Origin of the sequence: Xanthomonas sp. NCPPB 4467 (genome assembly GCF_041475665.2) — a bacterium.
GTDB classification, from domain to species: domain Bacteria; phylum Pseudomonadota; class Gammaproteobacteria; order Xanthomonadales; family Xanthomonadaceae; genus Xanthomonas; species Xanthomonas dyei.
In genome coordinates this window covers 2,947,401-2,966,463 of sequence record NZ_CM191260.1, presented here as the reverse complement: position 1 = coordinate 2,966,463, position 19,063 = coordinate 2,947,401, and the positions used below count along the sequence as shown (strand labels likewise).

The following is a 19,063-nucleotide window of genomic DNA, read 5'->3' as shown; positions in this document are numbered from 1 at the left end:
GCAGCGGCGCCGTGTGATGCGCAAGGCGCTGCCGTGATCAGCATCGATCGTTGGTGCAACGGCCACACGAGCGCGCCGCCCATGCTCAACGCAACAGTGCCCGCTGCATCGCCTGGTTGGAAACCGGTCGACTGCGTATCGGCTTGAAAGACAACAAAAAACCCGCGCATTGCGGGTTTTTGTTGTCCTGCGTTGCCGGCTTTCGGTTGGGTCAGCCGAATTCGTAGTTCATCAGCGGGCCGGTCGGTGCGACAAAATCGCCCTGCACATAATCCACTCCCGCACTGAAGAAGCTGCTCATCGACTGCGCATCGGCCACGAATTCGGCCACGGTCAAAATGCCGGCCGGCTGCGCGCGCGAGGTGATTTCGCGGATCTTTTCCTGGCTCTCGCGGGCCGAGGCGACGTCGCCGGTGATGCCTCGGTCCAGCTTGAGGAAGGCCGGCTGGAAATGCGCCAGCAGCTGGAACGAGTCCAGGCCCGAACCGAACTGCTCCAGCCCGACCTTGCAGCCCATCGCCGACACCGCCGCCAGAAATTGCTGCGCATTGCGCAGGTGCGTAAACACCTTCGATTCCGGCGTCTGCAACCACAAGCGCTCGCCGGGCACGCCGTAGACCGCCAACTGTTCGCGGATGGTGTCGATCATCTGCGGGTCGGAGAACGAGTTCGGCCCGATGCGCACCAGCAGGTGCGTCTTGTGCCCCGCACGTTGCCGCTCGCCGAGCTGACGGATGGCGCGCGCCACCACCCAGCGGTCGATTTCGGTGATCAGGTCGTGCTCTTCGGCAATGGCCATGAAGGCATTGGGCGACATCATCTCGCCATTGCGATCCAGGCGCAGGAACGCCTGATACAGCTCCAGCGGCTCGCCCTGCAGATTGAGCACCGGCTGGTAATGCAGCAGGAAGCCATCGCCAACCAGCGCCTCGCGCAGCTGCTCGACCCAGCGCTCGATGCGTTCTTCCTCGGCCCTGTCGGAGGCGGCCGGGTCGTAGATGCTCACCGCGTTGCCGCCGAGTTCGGCGGTGGTGCGCACCGCCTCGGTCCCGCGATTGAGTACCTGGCCGATGCTGGCGATCTTTTCGCCGATCTGCACGCCGCCGATGCTCACCGTGACCGTGGCCGAGCGCGAACCGACGCTGAAAACATGCTGCGCAAACGCATCGCGCACCGTTTCGGCCAGCGCGTGGGTGCGTGCGTAGTTGCCGTCCAGCAGCAAGGCAAAACTGTGCTCGCCGAAGCGTGCAGCCACCACGCTTTCATCGACGATACCGGCCACGTGCGCGGCCATGGCCGCGATCAAGGCGTCGGCCGAGTCCAGGCCGATCTCGGGAAGGATGCGCGCGTAGTGATCCGGCTCGATCAGCAGAAAGCCGGACTGGCCTTCGCTGCGGCCGGCGCGCGCCACCGCCTGTTCCAGCGCCACCATGAAGGTGGGCCGGTTGAGCAGGCCGGTGACCTGATCGCGCTGGCGCAGGTCTTCGACCTCGCGCGCCAGTTCCGGGTCGAATTCCTCGCGGCGGCGGAACACCACCTGGATCTTAGGTATCCCCACGTTTTTAAGGTACCAGGGTCATCTGCTCGCGCACTGCGTCGGGCAGTGAGCGCAAGCGTTCTAGCCAGCGTGAGACAGGTTCCATGGGCCAACGTCGGATCAACGCCTCGCGGCCGACACGCAGTGTCGAGTAGAGCTTGCGCTGACTGTTGCGGGGCGACAGCCAGTGCGCGATGCCGGTGGCTTCGCAGCCCAGTCCTGCCAGCCAGCTGGCGAAGGTGGCCAGCGTATTGAGCAACAACAGGATCTGCAAGCGCTCACCGCGACGGGTCAGGCTGTCTTCCATCGCCTGACCGTAGCGATGCGACTTCAGATCCCGAAATGCCAGCTCGATCTGCATCCTTCGTGCGTACAGGTTGACCAACTGCTTTGCGCTGGGCGCTTGCAGTTGTGGGGAGGCGACGATCAGCCACGGCTCGCGCTCACGCGCTGCTGCTTTCAAACTTGATGATGCGCGCGAGACCTTGGCAGGTGAGCGTCGATTGCGTTGCTGACGTCCCTGCGGTGTCTTGGCATAGAGCACCAGACGGCAATCGAGTGGATCGCTGCGATTGGCCTGCATCGGTGGCAATGCGTGTGCACGGTTGGACGCCAGCCCATGCAAGCGTCGGCTATCGATCCATTGCGCTGCATCATCGGGCACGTCTTGCGGCTTGACCTGCGTGCGTCCGCGCAGACGCCCGACCCAATCCCAGCCCATCGCCGAGACCGCGCGAAACCACGGCGTGCGGAATCCGGCATCCGTGACCAGGATTGGACGCACATCGTCTGGAATCAGTTCCTTGAGGTGTTGCAGAAAACGCTTCTCCGCACCAGGCGAGCCTTGCTGTTTCCCAGCAACCACCATGTCCAGCAACGTGAGCGTGCGCCCACCGATCGGCACGGCTGCGCGCAGCAGACACCATGACTTGTCCGGCTTTAGATCGCTCCAGTCGATGACGATCACCGGCTGCGCGCCGCGCAGCAGCCAATGCGCCATGTCCCGCTCGATCACGGATCGTTCGCCCTGCAACGTGCGATTGCGCAGCAGGCGGTCGCATGCCTTGAGGGGCGCACGTACCCGCCTCGCGCCTGGCCATGCGCGTGCAATGTCGATCAAGGTCAGCCGGCCTCCGTGCAACAGCGCCTCAACCGCGCCAAGCAAGGCGCGTCGACGTAATGCATGCATGCCAGAGAGTGAGTGAGACAGGCACTTCTGCAATACTTCGCTGGCGCGCATGGTCGGCACTCTTCTCTGGCTTAGTCACCTTGAAGCGTGCACCATGCGCGCACCTTCTTCCACATCCTGATCCAGCAAGTACTTGATCTCGCAGGAAGAAATGTGGGGAAACCTCAGCACCTGGATGCACGGCTCGCCTTCGTAAGTGGCGGTGGCAAATTCCATCGTCGCCGGGAAGGTGTCGCCTTCCAGTCGGCGCGCGTCGACCTTGTATTGCGCCGGCGGCGGCTCGCCCTTGGCCATGGCCTTGAGCAATTGCTTGAAGTCGTCGACGTACTGCGCGGCGATCATGTCCAGCAGCGACACGCCTTCGACATCGTCGAACGACTCGAAGCCGAACATTTCCAGATACGCCTCGTTGGCGCGGATATGCATGCCTTCGTGCACATAGGCGATGGGATCGCGCGAGGAGGCGATCAGGGCATCGCAGCGGCGCTCGGTTTCGCGCATCTGCGCTTCGATGCGACGCAGGCCGCGACGCGCCTGCAGGTCGGCCCATTCCGAACGCACCAGGGAGAGCAGGTGTTCGGGGCGGTGGCGCAGCACGATTGCGCGGATGCCGTGCGCAGCGGCCTCGACCAATGCGTTTTCTTCGATGCGCTCGGCCAGCAGGATGATCGGAATGTCCTTGCCGCTGCCGGCGATCTGCTGCTGCAGGGTGATCATCGGAATCTGCAGCGCCTGTCCATGCAGGGCCAGATCGATCTGCCCGGCAAGCATGCTGGCGAGCTCTTCCGGAGATTGCGGGCGCGAAGGCCGCACCGCGATGCCGCCGTTGCGCAGCGCTGTCACGATCGCCTCCGCACGCTCGACACTGTCGTCGACGATCATCAGGCGGAGGGTGAGATCTTTACCTCTTTGCATGCGCAACTCCCTGGCGACGGGCTTTAATACACGAAGGTCATCGACTGCGTCCATGTCTGTGGACAAGACCGCATCCGGTGTGAGACTTGGGCCACGCTTCCACGCGACGAAGAGGCATCAGGCCACGCTGCCGGCGGCATGTCCCGACGCCCAGGCCCATTGAAAGTTGTAGCCACCCAGCCAGCCGGTGACGTCCAGCACTTCGCCGACGAAGTACAGGCCGGCCACCAGCTTCGACTCCATGGTCGCACTGGAGAGTTGATCCGTGTCGATACCACCCAACGTGACTTCAGCCGTGCGGTAGCCCTCGGTGCCGCTGGCGATCAGCGGGAAGGCGGAAAGCAGCTCGGCCGCGCTCTGCAGCTGCGGCGGATCCAGCTGACGCACAGGTTTGTCCGGCAACCACACCTCGCACAGGCGCTGCGCAAAGCGTCGCGGCATCACATCGCCCAGCACATTGCGCAGCTCGGTGGCCCCGCGTTGCTGCTTCTGCTCGCGCAGCCATGCGCCCGCGTCGTGTCCCGGCAGCAGGTCGAGCCGCAAGTCGTCGCCAGGTTGCCAATAGGACGAGATCTGCAGGATCGCCGGCCCGCTGACGCCGCGGTGGGTGAGCAGCATGAAGTTGCGGAAGCTGGTCCCGTTGCAGTGCGCCTCCACCGGCAGGGCGACGCCGGACAACTCCTGCAGACGTTCCTGATGCTTGCCGCTCAGGGTGAGTGGCACCAGTCCGGCGCGCGTCGGCAGCAGCGCATGGCCGAATTGCTTGGCCAGGGTGTAGCCGAAGCCGCTGGCGCCCATGCTGGGAATCGACAGCCCGCCGGTGGCGACGATCAGCGATTGCGCCTGCACGCGTCCCAGGCTGGTGTCGAGCGTGAAGCCGTCGCTGTCGCGGCGGACCGAGCGCACCTCGCATTGGGTGTGGATCTGCACCCCGGCTGCCTCGCACTCGTCCAGCAGCAGCCGCACGATCTGCTTGGACGAGATGTCGCAGAACAACTGGCCCAGCTCTTTCTCGTGATAGGCGATGCCATGGCGCTCGACCAGCTCCACGAAATCGCCCGGGCTGTAGCGCGCCAGCGCGGACTTGCAGAAATGGCGATTGGCGGAAATGAAATTGCCCGGCGTGGTGCCGGTATTGGTGAAATTGCAGCGCCCACCGCCGGACATCAGGATTTTCTTGCCGACCTTGTTGGCGTGGTCCAGCACCAGCACCTGACGGCCGCGTCGGCCGGCGGTGAAGGCGCTCATCAGCCCGGGAGCCCCGGCACCGATGACCAGCACGTCGCAACGCATGTTCATTCGGCTGGCGCGTGCCGCACCATCGGGGTCAGGGTGACGCTGCCGTGGTCGGCCAGCATCTGCACTTCGCCGTCCTGGATGATCACGTCAAAGCGCATGCCGCGCTGGATCAGAGCCCCCAGGGCCTCGGTGGCCTGCGATTCGAGTTCGATCACGCGCAGGTTGCGGTGCCGGCCCATGGCATTGGCATGCTTCTTCCACCAGGTTTCGGTGGCCTGGCCGCCGTAACCGATCACCACCGCTTCGCGCGAACGGTTGCAGGCCTTGCGCACGCGACTCTCGTCGGGCTGGCCGAGGTCGATCCATAGATCCGGGTCGCCGGTGTAGTCGCGCCGCCACAGGTCGGGCTCGTCGTCGTTGCTGAGGCCGCGGCCAAATTCCAGGCGGTCGTCGGCGAACAAGGCGAACGCGAGCAGCCGCACCATCAGGCGCTCGTCGGTTTCGGAAGGATGTTGGGCCAGGGTCAGCGGATGGTTGGCGTAGTAGCCGCGGTCCATGTCGCTGATCTGAAGTTCCGCCCTACGGACGGTGGCGGTGAGAGCCATCAGGATGCCGATTGCAAAGGGCGCTCATGATACGCGCCCGTTCCAGCTGCGGCGCGTTAGGTCGGCGTGCGTGGTTGCGCGGCCAGCCAGCGGTCCAGCTGGGCAGCGAAGGCTTGGCGATCGCGTGCGTGCAGTGCCGGCGGCCCGCCGGTCGCGATGCCTGCACCGCGCAACTCCTCCATGAAGCCACGGACCGATAGGCGCTCCTTGATGGTGTTGCTGGTGAACGCTTCGCCGCGCAGGCCGACCGCCGTAGCACCGGCTTCCAGCGCGCGTGCGGCCAGCGGAATGTCCTGGGTCACCACCAGGTCGCCTGCGGCCACCCGTTCGGCGATCGCGTCGTCTGCCGCGTCCGGGCCGCCAGGCACCTGCAAGGCGCGGACATGGGGCAGGGACGGCGTACTGAGATAGTGATTGGCGACCAGGGTCACGGCAATGCCGGTGCGGGCGGCGGCGCGGAACAGGATGTCGCGGATCACCGCAGGGCAGGCGTCGGCATCGACCCAGATCTGCGCACGTGTGGGAACTTGAGGCGTATTCATCGGGTGATTGTGGATGGGGGTGGGCCTGACAGACAGTCGGATTTGGCCTGACTGCAAAAGATTTGACCCAAGGTGTCGCTTTTTGCCGAAAACACGAGTACTGTGCACGCACTGTGTTTGCAAGGGTCACCGTGAATCGTGGCCTGGTGCAGCCGGATCGTTACAGATCTCGCTTCATCGTTCCGCTTTACCAACGCCTGCAACTCAGTCTCAGCTCCGGCTTTTCGGACGCTGCGATTTATCCATCTATAGTTCAGGAGTTTGTAAATGTCAGATCGTCAGAGCGGTACCGTGAAGTGGTTCAACGATGCCAAGGGCTTCGGCTTCATCACCCCGGAAAGCGGCCCGGACCTGTTCGTGCACTTCCGTGCCATCCAGGGCACCGGCTTCAAGTCGCTGCAGGAAGGCCAGAAGGTCACCTTCGTCGCCGTGCAGGGCCAGAAGGGCATGCAGGCTGACCAGGTGCAGGCGGTCTAATCCGTCTGCAACCTTCGGGTTGCCAAAAACGCCGGTCGCGCAAGCGACTGGCGTTTTTTATTGTCGGCGCTTTTATTGTCCGGTAGTGATTCTGCGCCGGTGTGGTCGTGTGTGTCTCCACCCCACGGCTGGTCTGCATCCAGGTCATGCCTTTCCTGTGTTGGATCTGCCGAGTTTCCCGGTCTCCCTGCCGCTTCCAGTCGTCCAACCACGTGAGGTGGCCAGCCTGCCTCTGCGGCGATTGCTCACCGCGTGCGTTGTGTGGGGCGATACGCAAGAACGACCAAGCGACAGACCGACGATTGCTCGGCGGGCGGCAGTGCTTGCGCGCGGCAATGACGTCAAGGTGGGTAGGATGGCGTTTTCCGTGTGCGGCCGCTTGTCATGATCACTGTTCACCACCTCAACAACTCCCGTTCCCAGCGCGTGCTGTGGCTGCTCGAAGAGTTGGCGCTGCCCTATCAGATCGTGCGCCATGAGCGCGATCCCAAGACCATGTTGGCCCCGGCAGAGTTGCGCGCGATCCACCCGCTGGGCAAGTCGCCGGTCATTGTCGATGGCGGCCTGACCATTGCCGAGTCGGGCGCCATTCTCGAGTATCTGACCGAGCGCTACGACGCCGAATGCGCGCTGTCGCCGCCTGCGCGGCCGATCGACTCCCCGGAGCGTCAGCAGTTCCGTTACTGGATGCACTACGCCGAAGGCTCGGCGATGCCGCCGCTGCTGATGACGTTGATCTTCGCTCGCATCCGCAGCGCGCCGATGCCGTTCTTCGCCAAACCCATTGCGCGTGGCATCGTGGACAAGGCGATGTCCGGCTTTGTTGGCCCGCAGGTGAAGTTGCATCTGGACTGGATGGAGCAGTCGCTGCAGGCCACCGCCTGGTTTGCCGGCGAACGTTTTACCGCTGCCGATATTCAGATGAGTTTTCCGGTGCAGGCTGCGGCCGCACGTGGTGGCGGGCTGGAGAACTACCCGCACTTGCGCGCGTTTCTGCAACGGATCGAGGCGCGCCCCGCATACCAGGCTGCACTGAAGAAAGGCGGCCCCTACGCGCTGATGGGGCGCAACAACAACGACTGACCCCTGGCTTGGCAACGGCGTGTCGCTGGCAGCCATGTCGGTGCTGGATGCGTGGTGGCTTGTCGGGGTGGCAGCTGCTCAGTCAAGCATGACGGCCGCCAGCCCAGCCTCAGGGCGCCTTGCACTGCCGAAGGAACTGCAGGGTGTCGCGGAGTTGCGGCGAATCGGCCGGCGGCTTGCGGAAGGCGAGTACCAGACGCATATGGCCGACACCGGGATAGAACTTGACCTGCACGTTTTCTCCCTTGCTGCGCATGGCTGCGGCCAGCGCAACGCTGTTTTGTGGCTCGACGACGCGGTCGGCGTCGCCGTGCAACAACAGCATCGGCGGCTCATTGCCGTCGACATAGAGAATCGGTTGCGACCTGGCTTGATCGGCTGGCGAGGTGCCGAAGATCTCGACCAGTTCGGGGTCGGTCATCGGAAGAAAGTCATACGGGCCGGCCAGGCCGACAAAGCCGCACAGCTGCTGCGGCTGCAGGCCTTGCGCCTGCAGCCAGTTGCGGTCGGTTGCCAGCAGCCCGGCGATGTGGGCGCCTGCCGAGTGTCCCATCACCGCCAGCCGCTTGGGGTCGCCACCATACTCCTGCGCGTGCCGGTAGCTCCAGGCAGTTGCGCTGGCGGCGTCGGCCATGAAGCCTTGTAGTCCCACCTGCGGGTACTTGCGGTAGTCGGCCACCATCGCGACCACACCTTGACGGGCCAGCGCCTCACCCATCCAGCGATAGTTGGCGCGCTTGCCGCGTTTCCAGGTGCCGCCATAGAAGAACACCACTACTGGCGCATCGACCGCGCCGCGTGGCTGGTAGACATCCAGCGCCAGACCGTGTTCCGGATCGAACACCTGGTTGGGGTGTTCGACGACGCCATCGCGGCTGGAGACCGCATTGATACCGCTATAGAACACGCTGCTGCAGGCCGTCAGTGTGAGCGAGCCGAGCAGCAGGAGGGCGGGACGGATCCAGCGGAAGGTGCGAACAGGCATGGGAGATGTCGGTCAGGAAGGGGCGTGAGTCGGTCGGGTAGGAGCGAGTGGTGCGCGCTGGATCGCATGCACGTCCATCGGCAACGATGTCCGCCAATTGCGCATTGCATCGGCGGCCGTGTGGCGATTAGGACGCGTATTAGCGGTGATCTGTTGTCGCCAGCATGTGCAGGAGTAGCTCGTTTGGTATCGATATGCGAATTGAACCTACGGTGCGTACGCACGCCCGGATGCGGCCCCCCTGCCAAGTTCACCATCGGTGGCCTAGGCTTGGCGCATGACAGACCTGCACTTTGATAATCGCCTGCGCCAACAGTTGCCCGGCGACCCGGAACAGGGGCCGCGCCGTCGCGAGGTCAGCGCGGCCTGGTCGTCGGTGTTGCCGACCCCGGTCGCCGCACCGCGCGTGATCGCCTATTCGCCGGAGATGGCGCAGCTGCTTGGATTCGATGCGGCCGAGATGGCTAGTACGCGCTTTGCCGAGGTCTTTGGCGGGAATGCGCTGTATCCGGGCATGCAGCCATGGGCGGTCAACTACGGCGGCCACCAGTTCGGCCATTGGGCAGGTCAACTGGGCGATGGCCGGGCGATTTCGCTGGGCGAGGCGATCGGTGTGGATGGCGGGCGCTACGAGTTGCAGCTCAAGGGCGCCGGCCCAACGCCGTATTCGCGCGGCGCCGATGGCCGCGCCGTGTTGCGTTCGTCGATTCGCGAATTCCTGTGCAGCGAAGCGATGCACCACCTGGGCGTGCCGACCACGCGTGCGCTGAGCCTGGTGACCACCGGCGATGCAGTGGTGCGGGACATGTTCTACGACGGCCGGCCGCAGCGTGAGCCGGGGGCGATTGTGTGCCGGGTGGCGCCGTCGTTCATCCGTTTCGGCAATTTCGAATTGCCGAGCGTGCGCGGCGATGTTGCCCTGTTGCGGCAATGGGTGGAGTTCACCATCGCGCGCGATTTCCCCGAACTGGAAGGCGCGGGCGAGGCGATCTACGCGGCGTGGTTCGCGCAGGTCTGCGAACGCACTGCAGTGATGGTGGCGCACTGGATGCGGGTGGGCTTCGTGCACGGGGTGATGAATACCGACAACATGTCGATCCTGGGCCTGACCATCGATTACGGCCCGTATGGCTGGGTCGACGATTACGACCCGGACTGGACCCCGAACACCACCGATGCGCAGGGCCGCCGCTATCGCTTCGGCACCCAGCCGCAGGTGGCGTACTGGAACCTCGGCCGTCTGGCGCAGGCGCTGGCGCCGCTGTTCGCCGACCAGGCGCCGTTGCAACAGGGGCTGGACCGCTTTCGCGACACGTATCTGGCGTGCGACCGCAACGACACCGCTGCCAAGTTGGGGCTGGCCGACTGCCGCGACGAGGACCTGCAACTGATCGATGCGCTGCGCGCGCTGATGCGCGAGGCGGAAATGGACATGACCCTGACCTTCCGCGCGTTGGTCGACCTCACGCCTGAGCAGCCGGACCCACCGCTGCTGCGCGATGCGTTCTACGACGACGACAAGCGGCTAGCGACTGCGTCGCAGCTGCACGACTGGTTGCAGCGCTATGCGGCCCGGGTGCAGCAGGACAGCCTGTCGCCGGAGCAACGGCGCGAGCGGATGCGCTTGGCCAACCCGCGTTACGTGCTGCGCAATTACCTGGCGCAGCAGGCGATCGACAAAGCAGAGCAGGGCGACCCATCGGGCGTGCAGGAAGTGCTGGAGGTCATGCGCCGGCCCTACGACGACCAACCCGGCAATGCCGCGTTCGCAGCCCGCCGGCCGGAGTGGGCACGCGATCGCGCCGGGTGTTCGATGCTGTCGTGCAGTTCCTGACGCGCTCAGATGCATGGACGCCGTAAATGCCGCGTCAAGCCCTGCGCAGCCTAGAATAGGGCGGTCCCCACCGGCAACGACGCCATCCCACCATGACAGACTGCACCCGCTGCGCCGGCACCAACTCCTCCGGCCCCAATCACTGGTCGGAACGGATTCGCGACATTGGCGACTTCCCCAAGCCGGGGATCGTGTTCAAGGACATCACCCCGCTGTTGTCCGACGGCCCGGATTTCGCCTCCGCGCTGGATGAGATGGCGCAGCCCTGGCGCACCACACCGTTGGACGCGGTGCTGGGCATCGAGGCGCGCGGCTTCATCCTGGGGGCGGCCCTGGCGCGCGAACTGCGCACCGGGTTCGTGCCGGTGCGCAAGCCGGGCAAGCTGCCGGGCCGCACCCTGATCCAGGAATATGCCCTGGAATACGGTACCGATCGCATCGAAATGCACGAAGACGCACTGCCGCGCGGCGCGCGCGTGTTGATTGTCGACGACGTGCTGGCCACCGGCGGCACGCTGCGTGCTGCGCTGGGGCTGGCCGCACAGCTGGAACTGGAGATTGTCGGCGCGGCGGTGCTGGTCGAGCTGAAGGCACTGCAGGGCCGCGAAAAATGGGCCAACGATGTGCCGCTGCTGGCGACCTTGGCTTACTGAGCTCGACCGTCTGGCCTGGCGCGCTTGCCGGTAGGCAGGCGCGGGGGTGTTCGCAGTGCGCTTGCCAGCAGGCAGGCGCAATGGCCCTCGGGGTGCACAGCGAATGCGTCTGCATCGCAGCTCTCCGCCATGCTCCGGTGCCTGCCCAGAGCTGCGTGCTACGGGGTGTTGGCCGTGCCAATCGTGTATCGCGGCAGTCAATGCTACGAGCAAGTGCACGCATCGGCGTAACGCCAGCAAGGCCTCGCATGCGGCCGGCATTGCACCGGCCGCCTATCGATCGCGTCTATCGCGTGAGACCCGCTGGACGCGGCCGACGCCGCATCCAGCTGCATGCGCTCGCGCAGGCTGTGACTGTTGCCTAGAGCTTGCTGACCCGGAACCGGCGTCCCTTGATCTTGCCCGCGTGCAGATGCGCCAGCGCCTTGGCGACGTGCGCGCGGGCGATGGCGACGTAGGAGCGCGTGGGGTAGATGGCGATCTTGCCGATGGCCGCGCCCGACAGTCCGGCTTCACCGGTGAGCGCGCCCAGGATGTCGCCGGCACGCAGCTTGTCGGTCTTGCCGCCGTCGATCCGCAAGGTGGTCATCGCCGCCTGCGGCAGCTGCGCCGGGCGCGCGGTCGCCAACGGTGCACGCGACCACTTCAGCGGCTGGCCTTGTTCGGCTTCCAGCGCCTGTGCGCGCGCTGTTTCGCGTGAGGCCACCAGGCTGAGCGCAAGCCCACGCTTGCCGGCGCGGGCGGTGCGGCCGATGCGGTGGCGGTAGGTTTCGGTGTCGGTGGGCAGCTCGTAGTTGACCACGGCCGACAGGTCTTCCACGTCCAGCCCACGCGCGGCCACATCGCTGGCCACCAGCACGTTGCAGCTGCGGTTGACGAAACGCACCAGCACCTCGTCGCGGTCGCGCTGTTCCATGTCGCCATGCAGCGCGAGTGCGGAGAAACCGAACTCCTGCAGCGACCCGGCCACTTCATCCACTTCCTTGCGGGTATTGCAGAACACCACGCTGGATTCGGGATTGAAGCGCAGCAGCAGGCCGGCGACGGCCTTCTGCCGATAGGTCGGGTCGACCTCGAAGAACTGCTGATCGATTTCCGGCGCGTTGTCGGCGCCTTCGACGGTGATTTCGATCGGGTCCTTCAGGATCTCGCGCGCCAAGGTGCGGATGATGTCCGGGAAGGTGGCCGAAAACAGCAGGCTCTGACGGTGTTTGTCGCAGCGGCTGGCGATTTCGCGGATGGGTTCTTCGAAGCCCATGTCGAGCATGCGGTCGGCTTCGTCCAGCACCAGCGTACGCACGCCGCCCAGATGCAGGGCGCGCTTGCGGGCCAGTTCCTGGATGCGGCCGGGCGTGCCGACCACCACTTGCGGGTCGTGCGCTTCCAGCGAGGCCAGCTGCGGGCCCAGCGGCATGCCGCCGGTGAGCACCACCAGCTTCATGTTGGGGATGCCGGTGGCCAGCTTGCGCAGCTGCTTGCCGACCTGGTCGGCCAGTTCGCGGGTGGGGCAGAGCACCAGCGCCTGCGCACGGGTCAATGCAGGGTCGAGCTTCTGCAGCAGGCCCAGCCCGAACGCGGCGGTCTTGCCGCTACCGGTCGGCGCCTGGGCGATGACGTCCAGCCCCTGCAGGATCGGCGGCAGGCTCTGCGCCTGGATGGGAGTAAGGACGGTGTAGCCAAGGGCGTCGATGCCGGGGGCCAGGGCCGGCGACAGCGGCAGCGCGGAGAATTCGTTCATGGCGCATTTTAGCCGGGAATCGGGAGTGGGAATCGGGAATCGCAAAGGCAGTGGCTGCGGCTTTTTCCATTCCCGATTCACCATTCCCGATTCCCGTACAATTGGCACATGCCTTTAATCACTCTGCAAAGCGTCGACTACAGCGTCGGCGGCCCCTTGTTGCTGGAAAAAACCGACCTCACGATCGAGCCGGGCGAGCGTATCGCCCTGATCGGCCGCAACGGCGCCGGCAAATCGACCTTGATGAAACTGATCGCCGGCGAGCTCAAGCCCGACGACGGCGAAGTGCGCGTGCAGCAGGGCGTGCGCATTGCACGGCTGGAGCAGGAGGTGCCGCAAGGTACCGGCGGCAGCGTGTTCGACGTGGTGGCCGATGGCCTGGGCGAACTGGGCCACTGGCTGGCCGAGTTCCATCAGCTCAGCCATGCCGAGGTGTTCGATGCCGAGGCGTTCGGCAAGGTGCAGGCCAAGATCGACGCGGCCGACGGTTGGGCGCTGGATCAGCGCGTCACCGAGACCTTGACCAAGCTGGAACTGGACGGCGATGCGGAGTTTGCGCGGCTGTCCGGCGGCATGAAGCGACGTGTGCTGTTGGCGCGCTCGCTGGTGTCCTCGCCGGATGTGCTGCTGCTGGACGAGCCGACCAACCATCTGGATATCGAAGCGATCGATTGGCTGGAATCGTTCCTGAAAGGCTGGAGCGGCAGCGTGCTGTTCGTGACCCATGACCGGCGCTTTCTGCGTGCGTTGGCGACCCGCATCGTCGAAATCGATCGTGGCCAGGTCACCAGCTGGCCGGGCGACTGGGCCAATTACGAGCGCCGTCGCGAAGAACGGCTCAATGCGCAGGCGCAGGAAAATGCCCGCTTCGACAAGATGCTGGCGCAGGAAGAAGTCTGGATCCGGCAGGGCATCAAGGCGCGGCGTACCCGCGACGAAGGGCGTGTGCGGCGTCTGGAATCGATGCGCAACGAGCGCGTGCAGCGTCGCGACCTGACCGGCAATGTGCGCATGGAAGTCTCGCAGGGCGAGTCGTCCGGCAAGAAGGTGATCGAGGCCAAGGAGGTCGGCTTTGCGTTCGGTGCGCGCACAATGGTCAAGGACTTTTCGACCATCATCCAGCGCGGCGATCGCATCGGTCTGATCGGCCCCAACGGCAGCGGCAAGACCACCTTGCTCAAGTTGCTGCTGGGCGATCTGCAGGCGCAGGAAGGCGAAATCCGCATCGGCACCAATCTGCAGATTGCGTATTTCGACCAATACCGCTCAACCCTGCGCGAGGACTGGAGCGCGATCGAGAACGTGGCCGAAGGCCGCGATTTCCTCGAAATCAACGGCAAGCGCAAGCATGTGCATGCGTATCTGCAGGATTTCCTGTTCACGCCCGAGCGCGCACGCGCGCCGATCACGCGTCTGTCCGGTGGCGAGCGCAATCGCCTGCTGCTGGCGCGGTTGTTTGCGCAGCCGTCCAACCTGCTGGTGATGGACGAACCCACCAACGATCTGGACGTGGAAACGCTCGAGCTGCTGGAAGAGTTGCTTGGCGAATACACCGGCACCTTGCTGCTGGTCAGCCATGACCGCGACTTCCTCGACAACGTGGTGACCTCGACGCTGGTGATGGAAGGCGATGGCCTGATCGGCGATTACGTCGGCGGTTATAGCGATTCGTTGCGTCAGCGGCGTACGCCGGCGACCAATGCGATGGCCGTCGCCAAGGCCTCGGCGACGGCGGCTGCGACGACGCCAACGGTGTCCGCTGCCGCATCAGCGGAAGCTGCGCCCAAGCGCAAGCTCAGCTACAAGGATGCGCGCGAACTGGAGCAGTTGCCGGCCTTGATCGACAGCCTGGAGCAGCAGGTCGCAGCGCTCACCAATGCGATGAACGACCCGGCCTTCTATCAGCGCGACAGCGCAGCGATGGCCGCGCATACCGCCGCGCTGGGAGATGCGCAGGCGCAGCTGGATGCGGCGTTCGCGCGCTGGAGCGAGCTGGATAGTTGATTGCCGGACCGGCGCGCGACTGCGTGCCGGCCTTGTGGGTTGGTAGGCGCGGCAAACACGCATCGCGAGGTGGGCGCGGCCTGCTTCGTGGTCCTAATCAGGATTCGACCGCTCTAAGCTTTCAACCTAGGCTTCGACTCCATCTGAGCGCCTTTTTAAGTCGAAAACCCGGTTGTCTTGGAGTGATTGAACAGTGCTGATGGATCACTTGTGGAGCGGTTGATCTGCGGCCTGGTTGCGGCGTCCTTGCCCGCCTACGATCGCGGCGTGTCCCGCGGACGGGGAGGGCACCGCGCACTCGACTAACCAGGCTTTTGATTGCATCTAAATTTCGCTGCCATTCCCAACACTGCGTCATTTTTGGCCAAGACGTTGCCGCCATCGCAACGGCGTTCGAGAGGATGTGTTAGCCGCTCTCAGTCGCAAGCACTCGCAGGCGCCACAAACGCTGCAAATGTGAGCCCGCGAGCGGCCCAGGCAGTGGCGGCTTCATCGAGAATATCCAGCAAGGTATCGCGCTCGTTCGGCGCTGCCTGCGCCAATGCCTCGGCGCCGTCGATCAACAACGCATAGCCGTGCGGGGAGGGCAACCAGGCCAGATCGCGCAGCGCATCGCTCAATGCATCCCAGTTGCGGCCGAAGTTGGCGGGGAAATCCAGTTGGGTGGCCAGGCGCATCAACAGCATGCGTTTGTCGCTGCAGGTGGCCAGATCCACGCGCAGGATGCGCAAGCTGGCATCGCGCGCCAGCGCTGCCATGGTGTCCAGATCGGCGGTGTCGGCTTGATAGACGCCCGATTGCTGCGGGTCGGACAGGTCCAGCGCAAAGTCGCCCGCGCTCATGGCGCCTGCTCCGGTGTCGGGCCCTGGAACGATTTGAAGGTTTGGTAATGATCGTCGCTGTAGTACCAGGTCTGCGGCGGGGTGCCGCCAGTGACGATGCGGCGTGCGCCGCGATCGGCGCTGCCGGGTGTGTCGACGGTGTATTCGCGGTAATAGCCGCGCGGGCGCTCCGGTAGCCGGTGTTCGCGATTGCCGAACACGCTGCCATCCTGCGGATACGGAAACGGCCCGCCGCGCTGGATCAAGACGATGGTAGCCATGGCTTCGGTCGGCAGAAAGGCCGGCAAGTGCGGCACCCGACGGGCTGGCGATGCTGCGGCGATCGGTGCGTTGAGCTGCGGCGCAAACTGCGGCTTGGGCGTCTGCAGCGTCCGCATGCCCCATAAGCCGGCAATGAGCAGCACGATGGCGACGATCAGCAAAGCGGGCTTGCGCATGAAGACGATCCGGAAGCGAAGAATGTGCGGCAGAGCAAGTATGCCGCTACGCGACTGTGTCGACTTTGAACGCGGCCGTGTACCTGCGCGATTCACGCCCAAGTAACCGGGGCCTGGTGCAAGGTGTGCAGCCAACAGGGCGCGGCACCCGATGCAATGGGATGAAGTTTCCCTGCCGCTACCCTTGGTAAGCGCCGTCGGCGTCCTTACCATCTACCCCGCAACGCCCGGTCTTCGCCGGGCGGCAAGTCCAGGAGACACCCATGGCCTACACCCTTCCGCAGTTGCCCTACGCCTACGACGCGCTGGAACCGAACATCGATGCGCAGACGATGGAAATCCATCACACCAAGCATCACCAGACCTACATCAACAACGTCAACGCGGCGCTGGAAGGGACCGAGTACGCCGACCTGCCGATCGACGAGCTGGTGTCCAAGCTGAAGAGCCTGCCGGAAAACCTGCAAGGCCCTGTGCGCAACAACGGTGGTGGCCACGCCAACCATTCGCTGTTCTGGACCGTGTTGTCGCCCAACGGCGGCGGCGAGCCCAAGGGCGAAGTTGCCAAGGCGATCGACAAGGACATCGGTGGTTTCGAGAAGTTCAAGGAAGCCTTCACCAAGGCTGCCGTCAGCCGCTTCGGCTCGGGCTGGGCATGGCTGAGCGTGACCCCGGACAAGAAGCTGGTGGTGGAAAGCACCGCCAATCAGGACAGCCCGCTGTTCGAAGGCAACACCCCGATCCTGGGTCTGGACGTGTGGGAACACGCGTACTACCTGAAGTACCAGAACCGCCGCCCGGAATACATCGGCGCGTTCTACAACGCGGTCAACTGGGAAGAAGTCGAACGCCGCTATCACGCTGCGATTGCCTGAGTCTTGAGCTGACGCTGTAACGCAGAAGGCCGGGAGCGATCCCGGCCTTCTGCGTTTGCTGCGGTCTGTCATGTAGTAGCGCACCTGGGCGCGAGGGGCTTTCTGGTGCAAAGCTCGGTCGCGCCCGGGTGCGCTCCTACGATTGTTGGAGCGGCAATCAGAACTTGGCGTCCAACTTTCCTGGGTAGTCGGTGTTGCCGCCGTAACGCAAGAAGGCCGGGAGCGATCCCGGCCTTCTGCGTTTGCTGCGGTCTGTCATGTAGGAGCGCACCTGGGCGCGAGAGGCTTTCTGGTGGAAAGCTTCGGTCGCGCCCGGGTGCGCTCCTACTGGTGCCGGCGCACCGGTTAGAACTTGGCGTCGAACTCGCGGGCGTAGCCGGTGTTGACGATGACCTTCTGCAGCGCGTCGCTGATCTTGATGTTGCCGGCCACGATCTGCTGAGTTTCCGGGCCCATGTTGTCCATGCGCGGCGGGGTGGCGCCCTTGTAGTCGCAGACGCGGCCACCGGCTTCGCGCACCAGCAGCACGCCGGCGGCGATGTCCCAGGCTTTGACGCCTGCTTCGAAGTAGGCATCGGCGCGGCCGCAGGCCACGTAGGCCAGATCCAGCGCGGCCGAGCCTGTGCGGCGCACGTCCTCGGCCTGCACCAGCACCGCATCGACGCACTTCAGCTGCGCACTGATGCGTGCGCGCTCGCGCGGCGGGAAGCCGGTGTGGATCATTGCGCCTTCCAGATCCTTGCGCTCGGCAATGCGGATGCGGCGGTCGTTGAGCACTGCGCCGGCACCGCGGCTGGCTGTGAACAGCTCGTTGCGCAGCGGGTCGAAGATCACCGCATCGGTGGGTTCGCCGTTTTCCACCAGCGCGATCGACACGCAGTAATGCGGAAACCCGCGCAGATAGTTGCTGGTGCCGTCCAGCGGGTCGATGACCCAGGTGTAGCGACCACTCTTGCCGCCTTGCACGCCGCCTTCTTCGCCGAACACCGCGTACTCCGGATATCCGCGCTTGAGTTCCTTGATGATGACCTTCTCGGCATCGCCATCGACTTCGCTTGCGTAGTCCATGCGGCCCTTCTGCACCACGTTGAGTGCATCCAGCTTGTTGATACCGCGCAACAGCACATTGCCGGCGAGGCGGGCGGCTTTGACCATGACGGTGACGGCGGGTTTCTGCATGGTTAAAGCTCCCGTGAAGGCAGAATCGGAAATGGCGAAGGTAAAAGAGCGGTCCGGCGCGAAAGCCGGCCGCGCAGTTTACCATCTACGACCGAATAGCTCCCCAATCTCCGTTCATGTCCGTCAGCCAGCGCATCCGTTTTGTTCTTGTCGGTACCCAGCATCCGGGCAACATCGGTGCCGCCGCGCGCGCGATGAAGACCATGGGTATCTCGCGGCTGGTGTTGGTGGCGCCCGAGCGCGCACTCGACGAAGACGCGTATCGGCGCTCGGCCGGTGCCGAAGACGTGCTGGGCAATGCGCCGCTGTTCGCCACGCTGGGCGAGGCGGTGGCCGACTGCACGCTGGTGATCGGCTGCACGGCGCGGGCGCGCCGGGTGGCCCTGGAAGAATTGCTGCCGGACGCAGGCGCGCAGCGCGCGCTGGCCAAGGCGAGCGAACCGGCCGAGGTGGCGTTCGTGTTCGGCCGCGAGCGCACCGGCCTGACCAACGACGAACTGCAGCTCTGCCACGCGGCGGTGCATATCCCGTCCGACCCGCAGTTCAGTTCGCTCAATCTGGCGGCGGCGGTGCAGGTGCTCGCCTACGAAGTGCGGCGGGCGCAATTGGCCGCCGGCGATGGCGAGCCGGCGCCGACGGCTGCCTCCGGCCTGCGCGACGCGCCCGCCAGCCATGCGCAGCTGGAGGGGATGTTCGGCCAATTGGGCGAGACCCTGGACGAGATCGACTTCCACAAGGGGCGCGCGCCGGAGTCGGCGATGCGCAAGTTGCGGCGGCTGTTGTTGCGCGCGGAAATGACCGAGCAGGAGGTGCGGCTGATCCGCGGCATCCTGTCCGATGCGCAGCGCATGGCGATGCTGGCCAAGCGTGCCGGAAACTGACGTCTGTCACATCTTCACAGATTCGGCTAGGCTGTTGGCGGCTCTAGG

16 protein-coding genes and 2 pseudogenes are annotated in these 19,063 nt (G+C 64.9%); 7 read left to right on the top strand and 11 right to left on the bottom strand.

Annotated features, from left to right (window positions below; genetic code table 11):
* Positions 1-211: 211 nt before the first annotated feature.
* From ACCQ06_RS13025 to ACCQ06_RS13000, 6 genes and pseudogenes are all read right to left on the bottom strand, one after another.
* A pseudogene (locus ACCQ06_RS13025) lies at positions 212-1,555 on the bottom strand (EAL domain-containing protein); the annotation flags it as partial.
* A gap of 7 nt (positions 1,556-1,562) precedes the next feature.
* Positions 1,563-2,777, bottom strand: a complete 1,215-nt coding sequence (locus tag ACCQ06_RS13020) for an IS4 family transposase (RefSeq protein WP_316686182.1) — start codon at positions 2,775-2,777, stop codon at positions 1,563-1,565.
* A 114-nt stretch (positions 2,778-2,891) separates the two neighbouring features.
* Positions 2,892-3,641, bottom strand: a pseudogene (locus ACCQ06_RS13015) (PAS domain S-box protein); the annotation flags it as partial.
* A gap of 117 nt (positions 3,642-3,758) precedes the next feature.
* Complete coding sequence (locus tag ACCQ06_RS13010) at positions 3,759-4,940, bottom strand: BaiN/RdsA family NAD(P)/FAD-dependent oxidoreductase (protein WP_316686177.1); 1,182 nt, start codon at positions 4,938-4,940, stop codon at positions 3,759-3,761.
* Positions 4,937-5,485 carry a YaeQ family protein gene (locus tag ACCQ06_RS13005; protein WP_228323831.1) on the bottom strand — a complete coding sequence of 183 codons (549 nt, stop codon included), beginning with the start codon at positions 5,483-5,485 and terminating at the stop codon, positions 4,937-4,939. Before ACCQ06_RS13005 ends, ACCQ06_RS13010 begins: the two co-directional genes overlap by 4 nt.
* Positions 5,486-5,541: 56 nt before the next feature.
* Positions 5,542-6,027 (bottom strand): YaiI/YqxD family protein, encoded by a 486-nt coding sequence (locus ACCQ06_RS13000; protein ID WP_228323832.1) that lies wholly within the window; start codon positions 6,025-6,027, stop codon positions 5,542-5,544.
* Between the two features lie 267 nt (positions 6,028-6,294).
* On the opposite strand from ACCQ06_RS13000, the gene ACCQ06_RS12995 reads away from it, so the two are divergent.
* Both ACCQ06_RS12995 and ACCQ06_RS12990 read left to right on the top strand, forming a co-directional pair.
* A complete protein-coding gene (locus ACCQ06_RS12995) occupies positions 6,295-6,504 on the top strand; it encodes a cold-shock protein (protein WP_006451993.1) in 210 nt (69 codons plus the stop codon).
* A gap of 384 nt (positions 6,505-6,888) precedes the next feature.
* Positions 6,889-7,587: a glutathione S-transferase family protein gene (locus ACCQ06_RS12990; protein ID WP_316686173.1), complete on the top strand. Its 699-nt coding sequence runs from the start codon at positions 6,889-6,891 to the stop codon at positions 7,585-7,587.
* 109 nt (positions 7,588-7,696) lie between these two features.
* Here the strand turns inward: ACCQ06_RS12990 and ACCQ06_RS12985 are convergent, their stop codons facing one another.
* On the bottom strand, positions 7,697-8,572 hold the full coding sequence (locus ACCQ06_RS12985; RefSeq protein WP_228323834.1) for an alpha/beta hydrolase: 876 nt from the start codon (positions 8,570-8,572) through the stop codon (positions 7,697-7,699).
* A 277-nt stretch (positions 8,573-8,849) separates the two neighbouring features.
* Here ACCQ06_RS12985 and ACCQ06_RS12980 point away from each other — a divergent pair, with 277 nt between their 5' ends.
* Positions 8,850-10,406: a protein adenylyltransferase SelO gene (locus ACCQ06_RS12980; protein ID WP_228323835.1), complete on the top strand. Its 1,557-nt coding sequence runs from the start codon at positions 8,850-8,852 to the stop codon at positions 10,404-10,406.
* Positions 10,407-10,498: 92 nt separating this feature from the next.
* Positions 10,499-11,059 (top strand): adenine phosphoribosyltransferase, encoded by a 561-nt coding sequence (locus tag ACCQ06_RS12975; RefSeq protein ID WP_104614683.1) that lies wholly within the window; start codon positions 10,499-10,501, stop codon positions 11,057-11,059.
* A 361-nt stretch (positions 11,060-11,420) separates the two neighbouring features.
* On the opposite strand, the gene dbpA is transcribed toward ACCQ06_RS12975, so the two are convergent.
* Positions 11,421-12,797: an ATP-dependent RNA helicase DbpA gene (gene dbpA / locus ACCQ06_RS12970; RefSeq protein WP_316686167.1), complete on the bottom strand. Its 1,377-nt coding sequence runs from the start codon at positions 12,795-12,797 to the stop codon at positions 11,421-11,423.
* A 108-nt stretch (positions 12,798-12,905) separates the two neighbouring features.
* Between dbpA and ACCQ06_RS12965 the strand changes: the two genes are divergently transcribed.
* Positions 12,906-14,801, top strand: coding sequence for an ATP-binding cassette domain-containing protein (locus ACCQ06_RS12965; RefSeq protein WP_316686165.1), 1,896 nt, complete (start codon positions 12,906-12,908; stop codon positions 14,799-14,801).
* A gap of 416 nt (positions 14,802-15,217) precedes the next feature.
* On the opposite strand, the gene ACCQ06_RS12960 is transcribed toward ACCQ06_RS12965, so the two are convergent.
* Both ACCQ06_RS12960 and ACCQ06_RS12955 read right to left on the bottom strand, forming a co-directional pair.
* The gene (locus ACCQ06_RS12960) at positions 15,218-15,643 is read right to left on the bottom strand and encodes a barstar family protein (RefSeq protein WP_104614680.1); all 426 of its coding nucleotides are present in this window, start codon (positions 15,641-15,643) and stop codon (positions 15,218-15,220) included.
* Positions 15,640-16,080: a ribonuclease gene (locus ACCQ06_RS12955; protein WP_104614679.1), complete on the bottom strand. Its 441-nt coding sequence runs from the start codon at positions 16,078-16,080 to the stop codon at positions 15,640-15,642. The genes ACCQ06_RS12960 and ACCQ06_RS12955 overlap by 4 nt, the downstream gene beginning before the upstream one ends.
* A gap of 263 nt (positions 16,081-16,343) precedes the next feature.
* Between ACCQ06_RS12955 and ACCQ06_RS12950 the strand changes: the two genes are divergently transcribed.
* Positions 16,344-16,955, top strand: a complete 612-nt coding sequence (locus ACCQ06_RS12950; protein WP_039434654.1) for a superoxide dismutase — start codon at positions 16,344-16,346, stop codon at positions 16,953-16,955.
* A 345-nt stretch (positions 16,956-17,300) separates the two neighbouring features.
* Here ACCQ06_RS12950 and ACCQ06_RS12945 read toward each other — a convergent pair whose 3' ends face one another.
* Positions 17,301-18,134, bottom strand: coding sequence for an inositol monophosphatase family protein (locus ACCQ06_RS12945; protein WP_228323838.1), 834 nt, complete (start codon positions 18,132-18,134; stop codon positions 17,301-17,303).
* A 116-nt stretch (positions 18,135-18,250) separates the two neighbouring features.
* Between ACCQ06_RS12945 and ACCQ06_RS12940 the strand changes: the two genes are divergently transcribed.
* The gene (locus tag ACCQ06_RS12940; RefSeq protein ID WP_104614678.1) at positions 18,251-19,015 is read left to right on the top strand and encodes an RNA methyltransferase; all 765 of its coding nucleotides are present in this window, start codon (positions 18,251-18,253) and stop codon (positions 19,013-19,015) included.
* Positions 19,016-19,063: the final 48 nt, after the last annotated feature.

Bases quoted from the DNA above. Each gene is read 5' to 3' on its own strand.
- ACCQ06_RS12985 (WP_228323834.1), bottom strand. From the start codon at position 8,572: ATGCCTGTTCGCACCTTCCGCTGGATCCGTCCCGCCCTCCTGCTGCTC.
- ACCQ06_RS12945 (WP_228323838.1), bottom strand. From the start codon at position 18,134: ATGCAGAAACCCGCCGTCACCGTCATGGTCAAAGCCGCCCGCCTCGCC.
- ACCQ06_RS12950 (WP_039434654.1), top strand. From the start codon at position 16,344: ATGGCCTACACCCTTCCGCAGTTGCCCTACGCCTACGACGCGCTGGAA.
- ACCQ06_RS12995 (WP_006451993.1), top strand. From the start codon at position 6,295: ATGTCAGATCGTCAGAGCGGTACCGTGAAGTGGTTCAACGATGCCAAG.
- ACCQ06_RS12980 (WP_228323835.1), top strand. From the start codon at position 8,850: ATGACAGACCTGCACTTTGATAATCGCCTGCGCCAACAGTTGCCCGGC.
- ACCQ06_RS13005 (WP_228323831.1), bottom strand. From the start codon at position 5,485: ATGGCTCTCACCGCCACCGTCCGTAGGGCGGAACTTCAGATCAGCGAC.
- ACCQ06_RS12960 (WP_104614680.1), bottom strand. From the start codon at position 15,643: ATGAGCGCGGGCGACTTTGCGCTGGACCTGTCCGACCCGCAGCAATCG.
- ACCQ06_RS12975 (WP_104614683.1), top strand. From the start codon at position 10,499: ATGACAGACTGCACCCGCTGCGCCGGCACCAACTCCTCCGGCCCCAAT.
- ACCQ06_RS13000 (WP_228323832.1), bottom strand. From the start codon at position 6,027: ATGAATACGCCTCAAGTTCCCACACGTGCGCAGATCTGGGTCGATGCC.
- ACCQ06_RS12940 (WP_104614678.1), top strand. From the start codon at position 18,251: ATGTCCGTCAGCCAGCGCATCCGTTTTGTTCTTGTCGGTACCCAGCAT.
- ACCQ06_RS13020 (WP_316686182.1), bottom strand. From the start codon at position 2,777: ATGCGCGCCAGCGAAGTATTGCAGAAGTGCCTGTCTCACTCACTCTCT.
- ACCQ06_RS12965 (WP_316686165.1), top strand. From the start codon at position 12,906: ATGCCTTTAATCACTCTGCAAAGCGTCGACTACAGCGTCGGCGGCCCC.
- dbpA (WP_316686167.1), bottom strand. From the start codon at position 12,797: ATGAACGAATTCTCCGCGCTGCCGCTGTCGCCGGCCCTGGCCCCCGGC.
- ACCQ06_RS12990 (WP_316686173.1), top strand. From the start codon at position 6,889: ATGATCACTGTTCACCACCTCAACAACTCCCGTTCCCAGCGCGTGCTG.
- ACCQ06_RS13010 (WP_316686177.1), bottom strand. From the start codon at position 4,940: ATGAACATGCGTTGCGACGTGCTGGTCATCGGTGCCGGGGCTCCCGGG.
- ACCQ06_RS12955 (WP_104614679.1), bottom strand. From the start codon at position 16,080: ATGCGCAAGCCCGCTTTGCTGATCGTCGCCATCGTGCTGCTCATTGCC.